At 61.5% G+C, this 21,638-nt stretch carries 15 protein-coding genes and 1 riboswitch; of the genes, 9 read left to right on the forward strand and 6 right to left on the reverse strand.

Going from position 1 to position 21,638, the window contains the following annotated elements:
* Positions 1-38: 38 nt before the first annotated feature.
* Entirely contained in the window at positions 39-1,604 is a 1,566-nt protein-coding gene (locus VQ071_RS24025; RefSeq protein ID WP_340516783.1) for an extracellular solute-binding protein, read from the forward strand.
* Between the two features lie 87 nt (positions 1,605-1,691).
* The gene (locus VQ071_RS24030; RefSeq protein WP_340516784.1) at positions 1,692-7,037 is read left to right on the forward strand and encodes an S-layer homology domain-containing protein; all 5,346 of its coding nucleotides are present in this window, start codon (positions 1,692-1,694) and stop codon (positions 7,035-7,037) included.
* Positions 7,038-7,927: 890 nt separating this feature from the next.
* Here VQ071_RS24030 and VQ071_RS24035 read toward each other — a convergent pair.
* The 3 genes from VQ071_RS24035 to VQ071_RS24045 all read right to left on the reverse strand — a co-directional run bounded on the left by VQ071_RS24035 (position 7,928) and on the right by VQ071_RS24045 (position 10,076).
* Complete coding sequence (locus tag VQ071_RS24035; protein ID WP_340516860.1) at positions 7,928-8,290, reverse strand: DUF1861 family protein; 363 nt, start codon at positions 8,288-8,290, stop codon at positions 7,928-7,930.
* 33 nt (positions 8,291-8,323) lie between these two features.
* On the reverse strand, positions 8,324-9,571 hold the full coding sequence (locus tag VQ071_RS24040; RefSeq protein ID WP_340516785.1) for a carbohydrate-binding protein: 1,248 nt from the start codon (positions 9,569-9,571) through the stop codon (positions 8,324-8,326).
* A 355-nt stretch (positions 9,572-9,926) separates the two neighbouring features.
* Complete coding sequence (locus VQ071_RS24045; protein ID WP_090110524.1) at positions 9,927-10,076, reverse strand: YqzM family protein; 150 nt, start codon at positions 10,074-10,076, stop codon at positions 9,927-9,929.
* A gap of 167 nt (positions 10,077-10,243) precedes the next feature.
* Between VQ071_RS24045 and uvrC the strand changes: the two genes are divergently transcribed.
* Positions 10,244-12,292 (forward strand): excinuclease ABC subunit UvrC, encoded by a 2,049-nt coding sequence (gene uvrC / locus VQ071_RS24050; RefSeq protein WP_340516786.1) that lies wholly within the window; start codon positions 10,244-10,246, stop codon positions 12,290-12,292.
* Positions 12,293-12,400: 108 nt separating this feature from the next.
* Here the strand turns inward: uvrC and VQ071_RS24055 are convergent, their stop codons facing one another.
* Positions 12,401-12,724: a hypothetical protein gene (locus VQ071_RS24055; RefSeq protein ID WP_340516787.1), complete on the reverse strand. Its 324-nt coding sequence runs from the start codon at positions 12,722-12,724 to the stop codon at positions 12,401-12,403.
* A gap of 2 nt (positions 12,725-12,726) precedes the next feature.
* On the opposite strand from VQ071_RS24055, the gene VQ071_RS24060 reads away from it, so the two are divergent.
* Positions 12,727-13,518, forward strand: a complete 792-nt coding sequence (locus tag VQ071_RS24060; RefSeq protein WP_340516788.1) for an ABC transporter substrate-binding protein — start codon at positions 12,727-12,729, stop codon at positions 13,516-13,518.
* Between the two features lie 157 nt (positions 13,519-13,675).
* Complete coding sequence (locus tag VQ071_RS24065; RefSeq protein WP_340516789.1) at positions 13,676-14,221, forward strand: hypothetical protein; 546 nt, start codon at positions 13,676-13,678, stop codon at positions 14,219-14,221.
* Between the two features lie 15 nt (positions 14,222-14,236).
* Here VQ071_RS24065 and VQ071_RS24070 read toward each other — a convergent pair whose 3' ends face one another.
* On the reverse strand, positions 14,237-15,829 hold the full coding sequence (locus VQ071_RS24070; protein ID WP_340516790.1) for a hypothetical protein: 1,593 nt from the start codon (positions 15,827-15,829) through the stop codon (positions 14,237-14,239).
* A gap of 340 nt (positions 15,830-16,169) precedes the next feature.
* Positions 16,170-16,313: riboswitch (cyclic di-AMP (ydaO/yuaA leader) on the forward strand.
* Between the two features lie 73 nt (positions 16,314-16,386).
* Here VQ071_RS24070 and VQ071_RS24075 point away from each other — a divergent pair.
* From VQ071_RS24075 to VQ071_RS24090, 4 genes are all read left to right on the forward strand, one after another.
* Positions 16,387-17,730 carry a TrkH family potassium uptake protein gene (locus VQ071_RS24075; RefSeq protein WP_445293332.1) on the forward strand — a complete coding sequence of 448 codons (1,344 nt, stop codon included), beginning with the start codon at positions 16,387-16,389 and terminating at the stop codon, positions 17,728-17,730.
* 25 nt (positions 17,731-17,755) lie between these two features.
* Complete coding sequence (locus VQ071_RS24080) at positions 17,756-19,099, forward strand: TrkH family potassium uptake protein (RefSeq protein WP_340516791.1); 1,344 nt, start codon at positions 17,756-17,758, stop codon at positions 19,097-19,099.
* Positions 19,100-19,121: 22 nt separating this feature from the next.
* Entirely contained in the window at positions 19,122-19,784 is a 663-nt protein-coding gene (locus tag VQ071_RS24085; RefSeq protein ID WP_340516792.1) for a potassium channel family protein, read from the forward strand.
* Positions 19,785-19,968: 184 nt separating this feature from the next.
* Positions 19,969-20,826, forward strand: a complete 858-nt coding sequence (locus VQ071_RS24090; protein WP_340516793.1) for a polysaccharide deacetylase family protein — start codon at positions 19,969-19,971, stop codon at positions 20,824-20,826.
* 122 nt (positions 20,827-20,948) lie between these two features.
* On the opposite strand, the gene VQ071_RS24095 is transcribed toward VQ071_RS24090, so the two are convergent.
* Entirely contained in the window at positions 20,949-21,563 is a 615-nt protein-coding gene (locus VQ071_RS24095) for a 3D domain-containing protein (protein WP_340516794.1), read from the reverse strand.
* Between the last annotated feature and the right edge of the window lie 75 nt (positions 21,564-21,638).

The raw sequence follows: 21,638 nt of genomic DNA on the forward strand, positions 1-21,638 counted from the left end.
GAAAATTCGTTCGGGAAAAAAGAAAGCGAGGGGCAACAATGAACAAAAAGACAGCTATCGTATTGTCCGCGGTCATGGGGGCGAGCGTCGTGCTGGGCGCATGCTCCAAAAACAACAACGAGGCAAGTCCGTCACCGTCCGCGACCGCCTCGACATCCGCCGGCGCGAGCGCGTCCGCCGCACCGGCGCAGCTCAAGCCGCAGACGTTCACGTTCCTTGATTACAGCAATCCGAGCTGGCCGTACGACGCGAACTGGAAGATCTGGTCCTATATCAAGGAGCAGACGGGCGTCACGCTGGACATCCAGCTGCCCGCGGGCAATCTGCTCGAGGACGCGATCAGCCTGGCCATCGCAGGCGGCGACATGCCCGACATCATGTGGACGCAGGAGAAGCGTCTCGCCGACAAGTTCGGCCAGCAGGGCGCGCTCGTCAACATCCTCGACTACGTCGACGACATGCCGAACTTCAAGGCGTGGATGGAGAAGTATCCGGCCGAGACGCAGAACATGCTCTCCTCGGACGGCAAGATGTACGAATTCCCGAATCAAGGTCTCGGTGAATCGAACCGCCGCACGTGGATGTACCGCGAGGACGTGTTCAAGAAGCTGAACCTGGAGGCGCCCAAGACATGGGACGAGCTGTACGAGATGCTGAAGAAGCTGAAGGCGGAGTACCCGGACAGCTATCCGCTCACGGTCCGCAACGGGCTGCGCTACTTCCAGGATTTCGCGGCGGGCTTCGGCGTATCGGCGCCGGTCGACGCGCAGCAGGCGAGCGCCTATCTGGACAGCGCTTCGGGCGAATGGAAGTACGCGCCGATCCAGCCGGCCTACAAGGAGATGCTCGTCTACTTCAACAAGTTTTATAAAGACGGACTCATTCCGAAGGACTTCCTGACGATCGATACGAAAATGTGGCAGGACATCGTGTCCACGAACCGCGCGTTCGTCACGCTCGATTACATCGGACGCATCGACTTCTACAACAGCGCGCTGCGCAAGGACAACCCGGACTTTTCCATGAACTTCATGGCGCCGCCTGCGGGCCCGACCGGTCTGCAGAAGAACGCATTCACGGCCGTCACGGAGGAAGGCTTCATGATCTCCTCCAAGTCGAAGAAGATCAAGGACATCGTCAAGTTCATCGACTTCTTCTACTCGGACGAAGGACACAAGCTGGTCAGCTGGGGCAAGGAAGGCGACACCGTCAGCGGCGGCAGCTTCATCGAGAAGTATACGGACATCTCGGATCTGCGCAAGAAGACGGGTCTGTCGACCGACGGCACGTACACCTGGTTCGACTTCGACGCCCATATCTCGGTCTCTTCGCCGGAGCTCAAGTCGGCTTACGAGCAGGCGCCGCAGTATGACAACGACAAGACGTCGACCCCGCCGTTCACGCCGGAGGAGCAGCAAGTGCTGAGCACGAAGGGCGACTCGCTGAACAGCAACCGCGACGAGAACCTGGCGAAGTTCATCATGGGCACGCGCAGCTTCGATACGTGGGACAGCTTCGTCGAAGAACAGAAGAAGCTCGGCTACGAGGACATTCTGGCGATCTACAAAAAAGCGGACGAGCGCGCCAAGGCGGCCGTGAAGTAAGCAAGCGGCACAGTAATCATCGCAAGCCCCGTTGGTCGAATCGGCGGGGCTTTGCCATACCCGAAGCTGCGAAAGGAAGGTTATAATATGGCCCTTCTAAGGTTGAAAAAGAAGCTGGCGGCCGCGATGGCCGCGCTCCTGCTCGTCTCGAGCGCGCTCGCGGTTGTGCCGCCCCGCGCGGCCGAGGCGGCCGGCGGGGACGAATCGCCCCTGATCGTCCCTTATGCCGAGCAGTTGAACGCGATGGACTCGGCGACCAATGCCACCGGGGACACGGTAGGTACGGCGGGCATCGCCTTGGTCGCCAACACGGACCCACTCTATATCAAGGAAGGCACGGGCTCCAAAAAGTGGCTGCTTGCGATCAACACCGATGCGGCCAATCCGACGGCCTATATCGCGGGCGCTGCGCTGATCTATCCGAAGGCCGCCCCCGGCATCGATCTGAACGGCTACAGCACGCTCAAGTTCTGGGCCTACAACGTCAAGGCCAGAACCGGCGACCAGGCGGACAAGCCGATTCAGCTGCGCTTTTTCATGAAGGGCGACAGCGAGTATTATTACTACCGGCTGCCGCTGGACTGGACGGGGTGGCAGGAGATCGAGATCCCGCTGTCCGTCGTCAAGACGCAGACGAGCTCGGCGAACGTCAAGGCGTGGGGGGCGCTCGACTACGTCCGCTTCGACCAGGCCGGCGTCGGCGGCACGACGCTCGACCCGACGCTCATGATGTACCTCGACGATATTCGTCTGACGGGGACGGGCGAAGTGTACCCGGCCGTGGCGGACAAGCCGTCGGGCGAATACGTCAACAAGGCGACGGTCGCGCTCTCCAGCCAGACCAAGCCTTCGGCGCTCGCGGCCGTCTACTACAAGCGCGAGGGTGTGGACAGCGGCTTCCAGCGCTATACGGCGCCGCTCACGCTGACCGAGGAGACGACGCTGATCGTCAAGGCGGCGCTGGGCGGCACGGACAGCGCGGAGACGAGCTACCACTATACGTTCGTGTACCGCGACTATGTCGAGGACGTGACGGCCAGCCCGCCAGCGGGCACGTACGCCGAGCCGAAGACGGTGACGCTGAGCTCGGCTACGGACGGCGCAGCCGTCTATTACAAGGTGCTGGGCATAGATTCGGCGTTCAAGCCGTATACGGCGCCGCTGCTCGTCGACCGCTCGCAGACGATCGTGACCAGGGCGGAGCTGGACGGCAAGACGAGCGAAGAGACGAGTCACGCGTACGACATCGATCTGTCCGGCAGATCCAGCCTGCAGATCGGCAATACGGAGACGTTCGCGGGCTGGACGAATACGACGCCTGTCGTGTCGCCTGCCGTGCTCGGATCGTACGCCGGGCGATGGACGGACCCGACGATACCGATCGATATTACGGACGTGATGACCGCGCCGTGGCAGGCGAACGACCAGCTCGAGTTCTGGCTGTACTCGGACAAGGTATCGAACAAGAAAATCTATGTCATCATCAGCACGCCGGACGACAGCAATCCGGGCAACGAATATTTTATGACGTCCTTTTTCGTAGATTGGAAGGGTTGGAAAAAGATCGAGCTGCCGCTGAACAAGTTCCTGAATTCCAACGGCGGCGCGAAGCTTGAGAATATTCGCAAGGTCATTCTCCATCCCCGCTGGTACGACTCCGATCCGGTATCGAGCCCGGACGACAAGCTGTACTTCGACGCGATGGCGCTCGCCAAAAACGCGGTCGAGCCGTCGATTCGGCAGATCGACAAGAGCGCGCTCGCGGACAGTGCGGTCCACTACGCCTTCTCGCTGAAAAACATCGGCGGCGAAGCGACCGCCTATGCGCTGTCGCTGAAGACGGCGATGGGCGCGGGCTACGAGGCGACGTTTCCGGCGACGACGGCGAGCGTGGCGGACGGCGCGGAGACGGATGTCGACGTGCAGGTGAACGTGCCGGCCGCCGCACAGGCGGGCAGTGCGGTCAAGGCGGTGCTGAACGTGCATCCGCTCGCGGGCGGCAAGGATACGACGATCGAGCTGAATCTGAAGGTCGGCACACCGAGAGCTGCGACCAGGCAGCATCCCTATGTGATGTTCTCCGGGGATCAGCTCGCCGCGGCCAAGGCCAAGATTGCGGCGTACGGCTGGGCTTCGGACTATTTGTCCGCGATCCGGCTCAAGGCCGATGCATGGGCGGACAAGACGGTGTACTACCCGTCCAAGCCCGGCGGCGAGAGCACGCTGTACGTATGCGGCGATACGCCGCTCGTCTTCGACTACGACAAGCCGCACGAGCATCAATGTCCGACCGACGGCAGCTGGCGCACGGGCGACGATCTCGATGCCGCCTGGCGGTTCACCGCCCACACCGTGAACATCGAGGCAGCGCGCAATCTCGCGCTCGTCTATGCGCTGACCGGCGAGACGAAGTACGCGTCCAAAGCGAAGGAGATGCTGACGCATTATGCGGCGCTGTATCCGAGCTACCCGCTCCAGCCGCTCAACGGCAGAATCTACTATCAATCGCTCGATGAGGCCGTGCAGATCATCGAGCTGGCCCAAGCCTACGATCTGATCGAGCCGAGCGGGCTGCTGACCGCAGCCGAGAAGTACGATATCGAGCAGAATCTGTTCGCGCCGTCGGCGAAGACGCTCCAGGGCTACGACGTCGGCAAGTCGAACTGGCAGACGTGGCACAATGCCGCGATCGGCACGATCGGGGCGATTCTGGAGGATAAGACGCTGATGGACTTCTCCGTACAAGGCCGCAGCGGCTTCAACTTCCAGATGAATAACAGCGTGCTGTCCGACGGCTTCTGGTACGAGGGTGCGATCGGGTACCATTTCTACGCGCAGTCCGCGCTGTTCGACCATGCGCAGGCGCTGCTCGGCATGGGGTACGACCTTTTCGCCGATCCGAACTTCAAGAAGATGTACGATGCGACGCTGCAATACGCGTTCCCCGATCTCGGCATTATCAACGGCAACGACTCCGGCAAGTATCCGACGAGCCTGGCGGCGCCGGGACGCGTCGTGCCGATGGATTACGAGGCCGTATATGCGCATTATGACGATCCGGTTTACGGCGCGCTGCTCTCCAAGCTGTATCGCGACAAGGGGCGCGTGCGCGGCGGGTTCGTCGTGCCCGGCGACACGTCGTCCGGCATCGCGGGCGAGCAGGCCGTGCTCTACGGCGCGACGGACATTCCGGCCGGGGGCTCGCTGTCTGCGGAGAGCAAGAACTTCACGGGGCTCGGCCATTCGGTGCTGCGTGCCGGCGAAGGCGAGGACCAGCTGTACGCGCTCGTCGATTACGGCCTGCACGGCGGCTATCACGGGCATCCGGACAAGCTCCATCTGGAGATTTTCGGCCAGGGCGAGCGGCTCGCGCCGGATCTCGGCATCCCGCCCTACAGCAATTCGATGTACGAGTCCTACTATAAAAAGTCGTTCGCGCACAACACGGTGCTCGTCGACGGGGACACGCAGCAGATTCCGACCGCCGGCGGCGCAGAGACCTATGAGCCGACCAAGCTGTTCCTGCAGGCCGGGCCGCTCGGCATCATGACCAATACGTCGGACAAGGCCTACGCGGGGATGCGGCAGTACGAGCGTACCGTGGCGGTGACGAAGGACTATCTGATCGACCTGTTCAGCGTCGCGTCGGATACCGAGCGGCAGTACGATTGGGTGCTGCACGGCATGGGCGACTTCGCGACCGACAGCGAGATGGCGCCGTACGCGGGGCCGCTCGGCACGAAGGATGCTTATTCCTTCTTCCGCGGCGGCCAGTCGCAGACGGTGACCGGCGAGTGGGAGGGCGCATGGAAGCTGCCGTCCGGCAACGGGCTCAAGCTGTTCAGCCTGACGAGCTCGCCGGATGCGGGGACGGAGATGATCGTAGGGGAAGCGCCCGGACCGGGCAACGCCACGGACGTGTATACGCCGACGCTCGTCAACCGTGTGCATGCCAAGAGCGCGCAGTTCGTCAGCGTGCTGGAGCCGTATGCGGGCGCGAGCGCGATCTCGTCGGTGCGCAAGACGGAGGACGGCCGGATCGAGGTGTTGCTCAAGGACGGCCGCGCGCAGATGTTCTATTATAATGCGGGCGCGGAGACGGCCGGCGCGCTGCAATATTACTTCGTCGACGGGAAAGGCGAGACTGCGGCGCAAGTGCGGCCGGAGGCGAGCTTCGCGAACGGCGAGCTGGATCTCGTCACGGGAAGCGAAGCCGCGTTCGAGAGTGTGACGGCGGTCGTATTCGCGCCGGGCACGACCAAGGTTCGCTGGAACGGCGAGGAGATCGCCTTCAAGGCGGACGGCGGCTACGTCATGGCGAGCGTCCGGTCTGATGACGAGTCTGAGCCAACACCGTCACCATCGCCATCACCGTCACCATCGCCATCACCGTCACCATCGCCGTCACCGTCGCCGGATTCGACGTACGTGCCGACGCCTGCGCCGACGCCGGCCAAGCAGGCGGAGCGGCAGGTCCCGGCCGGGGAGGCCGCGTCGCTGTCGCTCGGTCAACAGATCACCGTCTCCATACCGGCGGGCGCACTGGAACGGCAGGCGACGTACAAGATCGTGAAGCTGGACGACGCTGCGGTCGTCGGCGAACTTCTGTCGGGCGGCCGCGAGGCGGCCAGTCCGATCTACGAGATTACGAAGAGCGAGCCGGGATCGTTCGCGGTGCCGATTACAATCCGCCTGCAGTTCGATCCGTCCAAGATCGGTGCGGGGCAGAAGGCTTCGATTCATTATTATGACGAGACGAACCGGGCATGGGTCCCGATGGGCGGCACCGTGAGCGGGAAGGATATCGAAGTCGCGTCCGACCATCTGACCAAGTTCGCCGTAATCGCCGTGAGCGCGCAGGCGCAGCCGGCGTTCCCGGATATCTCGGGTCATTGGGCGAGCGGAGAGATTCAGGCCGCCGTGGAGGCAGGAATCGTGCGCGGCTATGCGGACGGCACATTTAAGCCGAACCGCAGCGTCACCCGTGCGGAATTCAGCGTCATGCTCATGAACGCGCTGAAGCTCGAGGGGCAGGGTGCGGAGCTGTCGGACTTCGCCGATCGCGGGCAGATCGGCGACTGGGCCGCCGATGCGATCGCGCAGGCGGTCAAGGCCGGCATCCTGCACGGCTACGAGGACCGTACGCTGCGGCCGAACGCATCACTTAGCAGGGCGCAGCTCGCCGTCATGCTGGCGAATGCGCTTGCTGCGGCGCCGGACGCCGCGGGCGATGCCAAGACCGGCACGGCCGCGCTCCGCTTCGCCGACGAGGCCGCTATCCCGGCGTGGGCGTCGGACGCGGTGCGGATCGTGCAGGCGCAAGGCCTCATGCAGGGCAGGGCGGCCGGCCGCTTCGAGCCGGCCGGCACCGTCACCCGCGCCGAAGCCGCCGCCGTTGTCGTCCGCTTGATGCAAGCCGCCAAATCGCAATGAAGCGATAATAAGAAATTTCCAAAGCCTCATCACCTCGATCGGTGCCGCATCCCGGGCGAAGTAGCTCTATCTAGAGCTTCTTTGCCTCAATCGGCGCCACACCCCGGCGAATTAGCTCTACCTAGGACTTCTTCGCCTCAATCGGCGCCACACCCCGGCGAAGTAGCTCTACCTAGGACTTCTTCGCCTCGATCGTCGCCACACCCCGGCGAAGTAGCTCTACCTAGGACTTCTTTGCCTCAATCGGCGCCACACCCCGGCGAAGTAGCTCTATCTAGGACTTCTTTGCCTCGATCGTCGCCACACCCCGGCGAAGTAGCTCTACCTAGGACTTCTTCGCCTCAATCGGCGCCGCACCCCGGCGAAGTAGCTCTACCTAGGACTTCTTCGCCTCAATCGGCGCCGCACCCGGGCGAAGTAGCTCTATCTAGGACTTCTTCGCCTCGATCGTCGCCACACCCCGGCGAAGTAGCTCTACCTAGGACTTCTTCGCCTCAATCGGCGCCACACCCCGGCGAAGTAGCTCTACCTAGGACTTCTTCGCCTCATTCGGCGCCGCACCCGGGCGAAGTAGCTCTATCTAGGACTTCTTTGTCTCGATCGTCGCTGCACCCCGGCGAAGTAGCTCTACCTAGGACTTCTTCGCCTCAATCGGCGCCGCACCCGGGCGAAGTAGCTCTATCTAGGACTTCTTTGCCTCAATCGTCGCTGCACCCCGGCGAAGTAGCTCTATCTAGGAATTCTTTGCCTCGATCGTCGCCGAGCCAAGGGTTATGCGGCTGCGCGAGACAGCGCCACCCCAGCGAGTGTGCAATCGCCGCGCACAGCGCCAAAAAAACGGAAAGCAGCAGGCAAACCGCGCCTGCTGCTTTCCGTTTTTTCATGCCGCATTACCTGCCAAGCCGGTCCACGATACGTCCTTCGCCCGCGAACGGATAATCGATGACAATCCGGCCGACTTCCGTGTCGCCGATGCCGCTGTACAGATCGGCTCCGCCGTGGGGGTGCATCTCGATGCCGTAGGTGAAGGTGCAGTCCGTCAAGTTGCTCATCTTGGCCGGTCCATCCGGGTAACAGGAGCGGGTCCCGATAATCTTGAGATCCGAGAATGCCAGCGTCTGCGGGTTGAGCACGAAGGACATATTCATATAGGACAACGTCTCTTGATAGGCGGCATCGACCGTTTTGTAGCAGATATGACCGATGACGCCGACCTGCCGGCCATAAGCTCCAATAAAAACGGGATGAAGCAGGGCGCTTCATCCCGTTTGCTGCGGTCAGGTCCTTTAGTACAGCTGCGTGATTTTCCACCAGTTGATATCGAATCCGCCTGTCACGGCGTAGATGCCGAACGGATAGGTGCCCGCCGTGATCTGCACGACATGCGAGACTGTGCGGTAGCTCGACCAGCTGCCGGTGTTCGGCACATCGACTTCTCCCAGCACAGTGGCCCCCGCGTTAATATCCAGCGAGATTTTGCCGTTGCTGTTGGGTGATGCGACGCGGTATTCAACGAGATAGGTACCGGTTTTTGGAATTTGCACGTTGCTGAAGGCGATCCAGTCCTGGCTGTCGATGCCGCCGACATTTTGCCCGCCGCCCGTATCCGGGGTGGGTTCGGTCATGACCCCGCTCATCGACGTATAATTCTCCGCCTGGAAGGTACGTGTATAGCACCCGCCCACGCTCAGCTCGCATATGTCCGCCTTGTTCGTGGACACCTTCAGATCGTCGTACCAGACGTACGAATCGTTGGCGGGCGCGAAGGAAGCCGCAGCGCCGCCGAAGAAGGAGGAGAAGTACGCCTTGTCCACGAGATCGGTATTCCGCACGAAGCGCAGCCCGGTGATGTTCGCGGCCGACACGCCGTTGTACCAGATCTGAATCTCGCCGTCGGGGTTGGCATTCCCGTTTGTGACCGTGTTCACCTTCAGACGCTGGACGATGTTGACCCATGTGCCCTTGGGATAATAAATATCCGATCCGTTACTGTTCTTGAGCACCGCGTAGTCGCCATATTGCCCGGCGTTGCCCATATGATAATAGTAGATGGCCGCCTGCCCGCCGCTGCGCCAGATCATGCGCGAGCTGAAGCCGTTGTACCCGGTGCAAGCCTGCCCGCCGGAGCATGCCGCGCCGCCGGCCAGACCGAGCCCGAGCTTGCCTGCGAACTCGGTCGTGCCCCAGCTGTAATCGCTGCTGAACCGGACCCAGTAGGACAAATAATATTCCCTGCCCGGCGTCACCTCGAATGGCGCCTGGGCGCCCGAGTTGGCCGGATCGATCTGTCCCTTCGGATAGAAGACGCGAAGCGACTGGCCGCCGGAATGATTGAAGTTGTAGCCGTCGATCCATGTGCGGGTGCTCATGCCGTTGTCCCAGGGAGCGTTCCAGCCGTCCAGCGCCCATTGGCTCAGTGTATAAGCGCTTCCTCTTGCAGGCCGCTCGAACGTATTAATCTTAGGTGCTGCAAAAGCGAAGGCCGAGTTTGTGAGCAGCAAAATGAGCACAAGCAGCGTCAATTTCTTTTTCATCGTATCCCTCCTCAGAATGGTATTGCGTGCAGACTCGTTACGTCACGTTCGCAGTACGCTCAGGTCTCATCCGCCACCTCCCGTCAATCCGCATGCGCCCCGGCACCGATGCCGACACTCCCATTCACCGGACCGGCCGGCGACGCAGCATCAATGTAGCATGCAGGCAGCATTCGTTAAATCGCCAAGTATTCGGATTATTCTCAAAATCAAGGCTGGCGGAGGGCGGGGAGTTATCGATTATTCGGATTGTTCGCAAGTACCGTGCCATCGGCGACACAGCGGTGCGTGCACGCTAAAAAGCACCCGGTTCCGGTAGGAACGGGTGCTCTGCTCGCAGTCTCGGGATGGAGATTTAGGAAATAACCTGCTTGATAATCACGGCGATCAGGAACACGAGGAACATGAAGCCGAACATGCCGCCGAAGCCGAATACGAGATCCTGCAGGTCGTCGCGGGGTTCTTCGTTCACGTGCTGGCGCGGATCTTGTACATAATTGTCCATGGGGAAATCCTCCTGAAACAAGTCATTACCGTTAGTATACCCAACTTCGCAAACGCTTGTAAAGCAACTCTTTTCTTCTGTGGTACAATAGAAAATACGGGATCACATGATCGCATCGGCGGTCGTCATCCTGCCGAACTCATCTATCTCGGGAGGCTTCAGTCAACATGGACGTCCAATCCAACCCGCCCCTGCCGAGCCGCGAGCAGGCGGCCGAACATATACGCAACAAGCTCGCGCTGCTGCCGGATCAGCCGGGCTGCTATCTGATGAAGAACGCGGAGGGCGTCATCATCTACGTCGGCAAGGCCAAGGTGCTCAAGAATCGCGTCCGCTCCTACTTCATCGGCAGCCACAACGGCAAGACGCAGCGGCTCGTGAGCGAGATCCGGGACTTCGAGTACATCGTCACCGGCAGCAATATGGAGGCGCTCATCCTCGAGTGCAATCTGATCAAGGAGCATATGCCGCGCTACAACGTGCTGCTCAAGGACGACAAGTCCTTTCCATACATCAAGATTACGAGCGAGAAGCATCCGAAGCTGGAGGTCGTGCGCCGGGTGCTCAAGGACAAGGGCAAGTACTTCGGACCTTATCCGAACGCATTCGCCGCGCAGGAGACCAAGAAGCTGCTCGATCGGCTGTACCCGCTTCGCAAGTGCAATACGCTGCCGGACAAGGTCTGCCTCTACTATCATCTCGGGCAATGCGTCGCCCCGTGCGAATACCCGGTCGAGCCCACCGAGTACGAGCGCATGATCGCGGAGGTGGCGAGGTTTCTGAACGGCGGCCACGGCGACATCAAGCGCCAGCTGCAGCGCAAGATGGAGGAGGCTGCGGGCAATCTCGAGTTCGAGCGCGCGCGCGAATACCGCGACCAGATCCAGGCGATCGAAGCGCTCATGGAAAAGCAGAAAATCACGATGACCGACGCCAAGGACCGCGACGTGTTCGGCTATGCGGTGGACAAAGGCTGGATGTGCGTGCAGATACTGTATATGCGCCAGGGCAAGATGATCCAGCGTCACGTGTCCGTCTTCCCTTATTATGGGGAAGCCTATGAGGACTTCATGACCTATGTTGCCCAATATTATTCGGAAAATCCGGCGCTGCCGCGAGAAGTGCTGCTGCCTGTGGCTCCGGGAGAGGCGGCGGATGCGGAGGGCATACCTGCTGCGGAGAGCTCGGGTGTCATGGCCGCCGGCGGCAAGCTGAACGACGCGCTGATCGAGCGGGTCGCGGCTTCCGCAGATGAAGCGGAGGATGCGCAGCCGGGGGACGGAGCGGGTCAGTCCGAAGCCGCCGAAGGCGCGGCAACTGACGACGAATCGGGCGGCGAGCTGGGCGAATCGCTGCGCAGCTGGCTGAAGATCAAGGTATCCGTGCCGAGGCGGGGCTCGAAGCGCCATCTCGTGGCGATGGCCGCCGACAATGCCAAGGTCGCGCTCGAGGAGAAATTCCGCATGATCGAGCGCGACCAGGAGCGCAGCGTCAAGGCGGCCGAAGGGCTCGCGGAGTGGCTGAACATCCCTTCGGCGCACCGGATCGAGGCATTCGACAACTCCAACATGCAGGGCGCGTCGCCCGTCTCCGCGATGGTCGTCTTCACCGACGGCAAGCCGGATCGCAAGGAGTATCGCAAGTACAACGTGCGGACAGTGACGGGGCCCGACGACTACGAGACGATGCGGGAGGTCGTGCGCAGACGCTACGAGCGCGTGCTCAAGGAAGGGCTGCCGCTGCCGGACCTGATCGTCATCGACGGCGGCCGGGGCCAGATCGGCGCCGCGATCGACGTGCTGCACAACGAGCTGGGCCTGTTCGTGCCCGTGTGCGGTCTCGCCAAGGACGCCAAGCACCGCACCGCGCAGCTGCTCGTCGGCGATCCGGCCGAGGTCGTGCCGCTGCCCCGCGACAGCCAGGAGTTCTACCTGCTGCAGCGCATCCAGGACGAGGTGCATCGCTTCGCGATCACGTTCCACCGGGAAAAGCGGGGCAAGTCGATGATCGCGTCGCGCCTCGACGCGATCCCCGGCATCGGCGAGAAGCGGCGCAAGCAGCTGCTCAAGCACTTCGGCTCGCTCAAGGCGATCCGCGAGGCGTCGGCGGCAGACTTCAAAGCCGTCTCCATCGGCGAAGCGCTCGCCCTGCGCATCCTGGCGGCGCTGAACGAGGAGGAGAACGAGGCGGCGGAGCCGTCTGCGCCGACGAGCTGATGCGCTTTATATTCGCATAGCCCGGCCCCGGCGGCGCCCGCGTGTGCTTCCCATCGACAGTACATCGGCCATCCGCCCCTCCCAGCCTTGGATGGTAATTCCAGCTCGTCAAACCCTGCCTACGCTTTGCCCCGTACATGAGGCGATAAAAGGGTTGACGGGCCTTTTTGCATCGTTTATAGTGATAACGATTATCATTATCGATAAAAATGCGGGGGTTATTATTTTGCGGACAAAAAGATCGTTGAGCTTGTGCAGCATACTCCTGTTAGCCATCGCGCTGGGCGCGTGCGGCAGCAGCAACGGCGGCAGTGCGGCCGGCGGCTCCGCTTCGCCGACGGCGACGGCCTCGGAGCAGGCGTCTTCCTCATCGCCTTCGGCCTCGCAGTCAGGCGAGGCATCCCCGTCGGACGCGGGCACGAAGCTGGTCAAGGATGCCCACCCAGGGCCGCGAAGTCACCGTGCCGGTCGAGCCGCAGCGGATCGTCTACGTCGGCAGCGATCCGGGCGATCTGCTCGCCATCGGCGTCAAGCCTGCCGGCGCCAGCCTGAGCGTCATCGGCACCCAGGTCGACTACGGCGACCTGCTGGAGGGCATCGCGGACGTCGGCTATCCGGCGAACCTGGAGAAGATCACGGCGCTGGACCCGGATCTGATCCTTTACAACGACTGGGACGACCAGGGCGTGGCGCCGCTCGCCAAGATCGCGGCGACGGTCGCGATCGGCCAGAACGGCGGCTTCGACCGGATGCGCGAGATCGCCGACGTGCTCGGGAAAAAGGAAGCCGCGGATGCGTATATCGCCAGCTACGACGACAAAGTGAAGCAGGTCAAGGACCGGCTCTCCGAAGAAGGCAAGCAGGGGCAGACGGCAACCGTGCTGCTGCTCATGGGCAAGACGATGTATGTGATGGGCCATCAAGGCTTGAGCGTTACGTTGTACGACGCGCTCGGCTACGTGCCGCCGGAAAAGGTGAAGGCGATGATCGGCAAGGACGAGCGGTTCGCGGAAATCTCGGCCGAGGTGCTGCCCGACTACATCGGCGATCAGCTGTACTTGCTTCAGGACGGCGAGGCGGAGACCAAGAAGCAAGCGGAGGAGCTGCTCGCCGGCAGCCTGTGGAAGACGCTGCCCGCCGTCCGAAACGGCCAAGTCCACACCCTGGACAGCCGCTGGAACTTCGACGACCCGGTCACGAGAACGAGGCTGCTGGATGAGCTTTAACTTGTAGGGGAGCCGCGTAGAATAACGGAAGCTTCTGAAAATAAAAAGCGCGCTGCGGACTTTATTGCGGCGCGCTTTTAAATTGTTGTGCGTTTACCTTCCATTTCGTGCATAATCAGTTGTGATATTCTAATTCCGCATAACAGGGGCTAAACCTATGAAGTTATTTTTGCGGCAGTTCTCCCTGCTTATTTTGGCCGAATGCATCATCGTCGCTGGCATTGCGACAGGCATGTTCTCGCTGATCAAAACCCTGAATCATCGCGAATATCTGGTACTGAACGCCAAAACGATCGTCCATTTGCAGCAGGGACCGTATCAAATATTTTATGATTACGGCGAAGCGGGAGCCGCAGCCGGGCCAATGGAAGGATTATCCAAGTCCATCGTGGCAATGGTTGACGACGGTCAACGCTCCTTGAATGTGCAAGCGAATGACAGCACCACTTTTCAATTAAACCGCCAAAAGAGCAAGTCGGTATACCGGTTTGTCGTGCCTGAGGAAGGGAAGTATGGCATCACGCTGATCAGTAATGTGCCTGAGCTCGAAGCTCACGTTCGGTTTGCGGTTATGCGCGACCTGGCGTTATGGACCGTCATTCGGCGGATGTGGATCTTTTTTGTCGCCGCCGCTCCCTTTCTGACTTCGGGGCTGGTCGTTTACGCACGTATGGAAAAGAAAAAGCTTGTGAAAACGATATAAGAAAGTCGCGTCGGCTCATATTCGGGTTAGTGAGCCGGGGTCAGATCCGCCGCCCGCATGCTTCGCGCGCCGCCTGTCATGCGCCCAAGCGATCAGCAGCGCGATCGCCGCCGGCAGCAGCAGGCTGACGATGCCTGCAAGGTTGTCGGACGACAGGCCGTCGGACAGCAGCTGCAAGGACATGAGCGCGGAGTCGAGGACGACATGCGCGAAGATGACGGTCATCAGCCCGAAGCGCAGCATGAACCAGGCGAACAGGGCGCCGATGATCATGAGCTCGATGAATCGGGTCTGCCACGGATAGACGGCGTAGCCGACATGGCCGAACGCCCATACGACCGTCGCGGGCACGTAGGCGATCGTCATCAGCATCCGGGCGCCGGCGATGCCGGCATCTCTGCGAAGGATGGCCTTGCTCAAGTAATCCAGCCACTTGCGGACCATGCCGATGCCGAAGAACCGGGTCTGTATCTCTTCGGAGATGCCGGCGCACCAGGCGAGCAGCGGGAGCAGCCACGGATAGTACATGTTGTAGACGGATTGGCTGTCGTCCGAGCCGTAATAGCTGCCGAGCAGCAGGCTGAGCGCGGTCAGCACGACGGTCTGCGCGCCCAGCAGGATGACGGCGAGCATGTAGCCCTGCTTCATGGCGGTCTTGACCCGGCTGCCGTAGTCGCTCTCCTGCCACCGCGGCCAGAGCGAGCGGCCCATCGAACGCCACAGCCCGTCGCCGCCGACGGCGGCGAAGTAGGTGAGCAGCGCCTGCACGAAAAAAATGACGATGTTGACGGCGAGCAGCGCGGACACGCTGCTCTCGGAGACGAACATCGTGTCGTTATCGGACGCCCCGGCGCGCAATCCCGGGCGCAGGTTGAACATGAACCCTGCGTACATGACGAGGAAGGCGGAGGAGAGGAACAGTCCGCGCTTGAACGAGGACCAGCCGTGGCAGGCCGCAGCGTATACGACGGCCAGCACGAACAGGACGATCTGCGGCAGCAGGAAGCCAACCATGGACAGCTTGTCGGCGGTCTTGTGCTGCCTTGCGATCTCGGCGGCGAATCCCTGCGGCATCTCGTACCGGTAGCTCAGGACTGCATCCGGCTTCACGAGCAGCTGCAGATGCGCATCGACAAGACCGGCCTTGCGGCTTTGCAGGATGACCGCGCCGGTGTCCGTGACGCGGCCGATGGGCTCCCATGCCGATGCGTCATACGCCGGCTGTTTTTTGAGCCATGCCAGCGCTTGGGCCGTCAGGCCTTCCGCATCTCTGACCGCCGCCTTGTCCTCGTCGGACATGGCACCGGCGCTCGCGGCCCATCCGACGACGGCGCCCGTCTCCATATGGAGCAGGACGCGATGGATGCCGCCGTCCGTACGCAGGTCGACCGCATACACATCCATCGGATAGCTGGCGTCCCAGTTGCTGTCGAATTCCTTGGTCAGCTTGTGCTTGGTCAGATAGGCGGCCATCCGATCGTCGCCCATATGCGTCACGGTCACATCCTTCACACGGTCCGGCGTCAGTTGCCAGTGCGTCTCGGCGTACGAGACCGCGAGCCTCTTAGCCTCTCCGCGGGAGACCGAACCTGCAGCGTCGTCTTTCATAGCGGGGACGATCGCGGGCAATACTTGCAGACAAACGAATAAAAAAAGTCCGATTCCGGCGGCGATAATCCAACGGGCTGATCTCAAAATGGTCCACTCCGATTCCGTATTATTCTAAAAAAACGCATACATCCGCCATTTAAATAACGATTCTAGCCATTACGCAGATTATCGCGGTAAAGGGCAGCCAAAACAAGAGAAAGAAGCTGAATCCTCGTAAAAATGAAGTTTAATCGCCATAGAACGGCGGTATATCTTCATTCAAGGCGATTTTTCGCTTTTCTGACGTTGTGTGTCTTGGACGGACAGACTATAATTCGATTTAATTGTTTAATTCCATCATACTACCCAGCCGAATTTCCGCAAAGAAAACGGGGGAACCACCGCATCATCCGGGGTGAATTCCGAGCGCGCAGCGCCGGATAGGGCAGCCTGTTCTGGCCCGAACCCGTCAGCTAACCTCGTAGGCTGCCAGACAGGACTACTGTGCGAAGGCACTGGAGCTCCAGTGTCTTTTTTTGCGCGCATATCGCGATTGCCGTCATGAGGTGAAGCAATTGTTCAAGAAAATCATCAGGTGGCTATACGCTTCGCCGCCCCGGGTATTGACGATCGGCTTCGCCGTCATTATTACCATCGGCGCGCTGCTGCTTCGGCTGCCCGTCTCCACGGTGTCGGGCGAGTCGACGCCGTGGCTCGAAGCCTTTTTCATCTCGAGCTCGGCCACCTGTGTGACCGGACTGACACGTCTGGACACGCTGGGCTACTTTTCCGTCTTCGGGCGGTGGGTCATTCTGATTCTCGTACAGCTGGGCGGGCTCGGCTTTATGACGATGGGCACGCTGTTCGCCTTTTTTGCCGGACGCCGGCTGTCGCTCAAGGACCGGCTTGTGCTCCAGGAGGCGATGAACCAGGGCAGCCTCGAGGGCATCGTGCGGCTCGTTCGCCGCGTGCTGATCTATGCGCTCTGCATCGAAGCGGTCGGCGCGCTGCTGTTCACCGCGCGCTTTATGCAGGACATGCATTTCCGCAAAGCTTTGTACTACGGCGTTTTTCATAGCGTCTCCTTTTTCAACAACGGGGGCTTCGATCTGTTCGGCGATTTCCGCAGCATGACGGACTACGTCGGAGATCCGTTTATGAATATTGTCGCCATGGCGCTGATTGTACTGGGCGGCGTCGGCTTCGTCGTGCTGTCCGACCTGGTCGAGCTGCGGACGCGGCGCAAGCTGTCTTATCATTCCGTAGTCGTGCTCTGGGTATCGGCGTTCCTCATCGTGCTGGGCACGATCACAATTTTTATTTTCGAATATACGAACGAGTCCACGTTTGCCCCGCTCGCATTCGGCGACAAGCTGCTCGCGGCGGCGCTGCAATCCGTCTCCACCCGCTCGGCCGGCGTGAGCACCGTCGATATCGGCTCGCTCCGCGACGCGACGCAGTTCGCGATGGTGCTCCTCATGTTCGTCGGCGCCTCGCCGGGCTCGACGGGCGGCGGCATCAAGACGACCGCGTTCGCCGTGCTCGCCGCCGCCGTATGGGCGATGCTGCGCGGACGCACGGACGTCGTGCTGCTCGGACTGCGCATCGAGCGTGCCAAGGTGAACCGCGCGATCACGGTCACGATGCTGTCGCTCGCGATCGTCATCACGTCGGTCATGATCCTCTCGATCACGGAGAATCAGGCTTTCCTGCTCATCCTGTTCGAGGTTATGTCCGCTTATGCGACCGTCGGGCTGTCTGCGGGCATTACGGGCGATCTGTCGGCGTTCGGGCAGATTATTATTATCCTGCTTATGTTCATGGGGCGCCTCGGGCCGTTGACGATGACCTACGCGCTCGGCACCAAGTCCGGCCGAACGCTCTATCGTCATGCCGAGGGCCGCATCATTATCGGATAGCCGGACGGCGAAGGAGGGACGCGGCATGTTCAACAACATATTCAAATGGCTGGTCGCGTCTCCTCCGAGGACGCTGGCCATCGGCTTTGCTTTTATTATTGCGCTCGGCTCCTTTCTGCTCCAGCTGCCTGCCGCTGCCAGCGACGGACAGCCGACACGCTACATCGACGCGCTCTTCACGGCGACATCGGCGACCTGCGTGACGGGGCTGGTCGTCGTCGATACCGGCGATCACTATTCGACGTTCGGCCAGGCCGTCATCCTCGTTATGATTCAGATCGGGGGCCTCGGCTTCATGTCGATGGCGACGCTGTTCGCCTTTTTCCTGAAGCGGCGCATCTCGCTCAAGGAGCGGCTGATCCTGCAGGAGGCGCTCAATCAGGGCAGCATCGAGGGCATCGTCCGGCTCGTCCGGCGAGTCGTCCTCTATGCGCTGTCGATCGAGGCTGCGGGCGCATTGGTTTTCTCACTGCGCTTCCTTAGAGATATGAGCCCCGGCCGGGCGATATACTACGGCGTTTTTCATGCGGTTTCCTTTTTCAACAACGCCGGGTTCGACCTGATGGGCAGCTTCAGGAGCCTGACCGTCTACGTCGACGATCCTTGGGTCAATCTAGTGACGATGGCGCTCATCGTCACGGGCGGCCTCGGCTTCGTCGTGCTGGCGGATCTGACGGATATGCGGCGGGGACGCAGGCTGTCGCTGCATTCCAAGGTCGTGCTGACGATGTCCGGCTCGCTCATTCTCTTCGGCGCGCTCGTCATATTCGCATTCGAATATTCGAATCCGGGGACGATGAAGCCGCTGGATACGGGTACTAAGATTTTGTCGGCGTTCATGCAGTCGGTCGGTCCGCGTACCGCCGGCGTCAATACGCTGGACCTGCCCGCGCTGCGCCAGGCGACGCAGTTTTTCATCATCCTCCTGATGTTCATCGGGGCTTCGCCGGGCTCGACGGGGGGCGGCATCAAGACGACGACGTTCGCCGCGCTTCTCGGCGCAGTATGGGCGATCATCCGCGGCCGGGAGGACGTCGTCATGTTCAAATACCGGCTCGCGCAGGAGCGAGTGTACAAGGCGCTTACCCTCACCCTGCTTGCGGTGGCGTTGGTGCTCACGGCGACGATGATACTGTCGACGACGGAGGACCACCACTTTCTCATGATCCTGTTCGAGGTCGTGTCCGCCTTCGGCACGGTAGGATTGACGCTGGGGCTCACGGCGGATCTGTCCCTTTTCGGCAAGATCGTCATCATGCTGATGATGTTCATGGGCCGGCTCGGACCGCTGACGCTCGGCTATGCGCTCGTGCCGCGGCGGGACAAGGTGCTGTACAGGGAAGCGGAAGGCAAGATCATCATCGGATAACGAAAGCGAAGTGCGCACACTCATGAAGATGAACCAATTCGTAATCATCGGCCTCGGCCGGTTCGGGGCGAGCATCGGCAAAGAACTGATCGAGCTGGGCTACGAGGTGCTCGGCGTGGACCGGGACGAGGAGAAGGTGCAGGAGATGAGCGGCGTCCTCACGCATGCCGTCGTCGCCGACGCGACGGACGAGGATACGCTGCGCTCGATCGGCGCGCGCAACTTCGACTGCGGCGTCGTCGCCATCGGGGACGATGTGCAGGCGAGCATACTGGCCGCCATCCTGCTCAAGGAGCTGGGCGTCAAGAAGGTCGTCGCCAAGGCGGTGTCGGAGCTGCACGGACGCGTGCTCGAGCGGATGGACGTCGACCGCATCGTCTATCCGGAGCGGGATATGGGCATACGCGTCGCCCATCAGCTCGTGTCTCCGAATCTGCTCGACTACATCGAGCTGTCGGACAAGTACACGATCGCCGAGCTGAACGTGCCCGCGTGTCTGGCGGGCAAGTCGATCGAGGAGACGAATCCCCGCGGACGGTACGGCTGCAGCATCGTGGCGCTGAACAAGCCCAAGGGAATGATCGTCGCGCCTACGGCATCGGACGTGCTCGCCGAGGGCGACATCATGGTCGTCATCGGCACGAACCGGCAGATCGAGACGTTCCAGGAGGCGATCGGGCAGTAAAGTGCCAAACGTCAGGCGTCCGATAGCAGGCGTCCGATGGCAGGTGTCCGATAGCAGGCTGTCTGCCTGCCGGCGGCTGCAAGCTGCTCGGCAGGGGCGGATTGGATCGGTTCGGGGACGGAGGTATGATATGGGCGTCATTCGCTCACGCTAACGGCAACGCTGCCTTAGGCGACAGGGGTGGATGAACATTATACGGATTCGGAACAGGTGGAAAAGGCTGCTTGCGGCCCTATGTTCTGCCGCGATTCTGTGGGGAGCGGCGGAGATACCTGCGGAAGCCCGCGGCGGAGGCGGATATGAGCATACGGCCGCAGCGGCGCACGCAGAGAAGCGCAAAAAGCGGGAGGCGCCGGTCAACTGGTCGGAGCTGCAGCGGCGGTATCGGGGCGTGTTCGTGCTGCGCGCCTCGGCATCCGGCGGGCGGCGCGTGGCGTTGACGTTCGACGACGTGCCCGATCAGAGATACACGCCGCTCGTGCTGAACGTGCTCAAGCGCAAGCGCGTGCGGGCGACCTTCTTCGTCGTCGGCAGCCGGGCGCACAAGCACCCCGGACAGCTGAAGCGGATCGTCAGCGAAGGCCATGCGGTAGGCAACCACACCTACACGCATCCTCAGTTGCCGAAGCTGAGCCTGCCCGAGGTGAGAAGGGAGATCGAGCGTACCGGGGGCGTCATCCGGCGCATCGCGGGCTTCGAGCCGGCGATGATCCGTCCGCCATACGGCGATATCGGGCCCGCGCAGCTGGAGTGGACCAAGTCCCGGGGGTATACGGTCGTAAATTGGGACGTCGACTCCTCCGATTGGCGCCAGCTGCCTGCCAGCATCGTGCTCCGCAACGCAGTCTCGGGCGTGCGGCCGGGATCGATCATCCTGATGCATGCGGGCGGCGGCGCGGGCCAGAACCTGTTCGGCACGGTCAAGGCGCTGCCCCTATTGATCGACCGGCTGCGCGCGCAGGGCTACGAACTGGTCACGGTGCCCGAACTGCTGCACATTCCCGAGCGGCTGCCCGAACGGCGGCGGGAGTCCGGGCGATAAGAGACAGGGAAGACCTGCGGAGGCGAAGACGGAGCGCGGGCAGCGCGCAGCGACAAGAAGACCGCGAATGCCCTTGGTCCAGGGCGTTCGCGGTCTCACGCGCATACGGCTTCGGTTACGGATTACTTGAGCACGTACAGGTTGACGTACTGGATGCCGAACTGGCTGACCTCCTGCCGGGTGCCAGGCAGGAAAATATCGATCCGATTGCCCTTGATGGCGCTGCCGGCATCGCTGGCGACGGCGGTCATGCCGCCGACCGGCAAGCCGTCGAAGCTGTAGCCGGTTATGTATACCTTGGTGCCCAGCGGGATGACCTTCGGATCGACGGCGATCGTGCCCAGCTTGAGCGGATTGCCGAAGTAGTCGATCGGGCCCCAGGCATTCTCTTCGATCGCGGCGGAGTAGGCAGTCGCCTTCATCTTGATTGCCGTGGCATAGGCGAGAGATTCGCCCGAGGTCGTCTTGACGACCATGGCCGGCTTGGCCGGAGCCGCTGCCTGCGCCGCTGGCGCGGGGATCGACAGCTTGAGGCCGGCGTAGATGTTCGTCGCCTTGACCTTCGGGTTGAAGCTCATCAGCTTGTCGAGCGGTACGTTAAACTTCTTGGACAGCGTCCAGAACGTGTCGTTGTCGGTCGCGGTGTAGGTCGTGGCGGCATAGGATGCGGCGGCGGGCAGCAGCAGCGCGGCTCCCAGCGCGATGGCGGCGGCTCGCAGCCCCAGACGATATTTCATGTTCTAATTTCCACCTTCCAGTTCATTCGTTGGGACCAGAATAGCACGCCCCCTCGAATCGGGTTAAGTGGTAAT

The sequence above is a fragment of the Cohnella sp. 56 genome (genome assembly GCF_037963805.1).
In the GTDB taxonomy this organism is placed as follows: domain Bacteria; phylum Bacillota; class Bacilli; order Paenibacillales; family Paenibacillaceae; genus Cohnella.

What these genes read in the sequence shown, in the direction of transcription:
- VQ071_RS24025 (WP_340516783.1), top strand. Translation starts at nt 39, where the DNA reads ATGAACAAAAAGACAGCTATCGTATTGTCCGCGGTCATGGGGGCGAGC.
- uvrC (WP_340516786.1), top strand. Translation starts at nt 10,244, where the DNA reads ATGGACGTCCAATCCAACCCGCCCCTGCCGAGCCGCGAGCAGGCGGCC.
- VQ071_RS24080 (WP_340516791.1), top strand. Translation starts at nt 17,756, where the DNA reads ATGTTCAACAACATATTCAAATGGCTGGTCGCGTCTCCTCCGAGGACG.
- VQ071_RS24065 (WP_340516789.1), top strand. Translation starts at nt 13,676, where the DNA reads ATGAAGTTATTTTTGCGGCAGTTCTCCCTGCTTATTTTGGCCGAATGC.
- VQ071_RS24030 (WP_340516784.1), top strand. Translation starts at nt 1,692, where the DNA reads ATGGCCCTTCTAAGGTTGAAAAAGAAGCTGGCGGCCGCGATGGCCGCG.
- VQ071_RS24095 (WP_340516794.1), bottom strand. Translation starts at nt 21,563, where the DNA reads ATGAAATATCGTCTGGGGCTGCGAGCCGCCGCCATCGCGCTGGGAGCC.
- VQ071_RS24070 (WP_340516790.1), bottom strand. Translation starts at nt 15,829, where the DNA reads ATGAAAGACGACGCTGCAGGTTCGGTCTCCCGCGGAGAGGCTAAGAGG.
- VQ071_RS24040 (WP_340516785.1), bottom strand. Translation starts at nt 9,571, where the DNA reads ATGAAAAAGAAATTGACGCTGCTTGTGCTCATTTTGCTGCTCACAAAC.
- VQ071_RS24045 (WP_090110524.1), bottom strand. Translation starts at nt 10,076, where the DNA reads ATGGACAATTATGTACAAGATCCGCGCCAGCACGTGAACGAAGAACCC.
- VQ071_RS24060 (WP_340516788.1), top strand. Translation starts at nt 12,727, where the DNA reads ATGCCCACCCAGGGCCGCGAAGTCACCGTGCCGGTCGAGCCGCAGCGG.
- VQ071_RS24090 (WP_340516793.1), top strand. Translation starts at nt 19,969, where the DNA reads ATGAACATTATACGGATTCGGAACAGGTGGAAAAGGCTGCTTGCGGCC.
- VQ071_RS24085 (WP_340516792.1), top strand. Translation starts at nt 19,122, where the DNA reads ATGAAGATGAACCAATTCGTAATCATCGGCCTCGGCCGGTTCGGGGCG.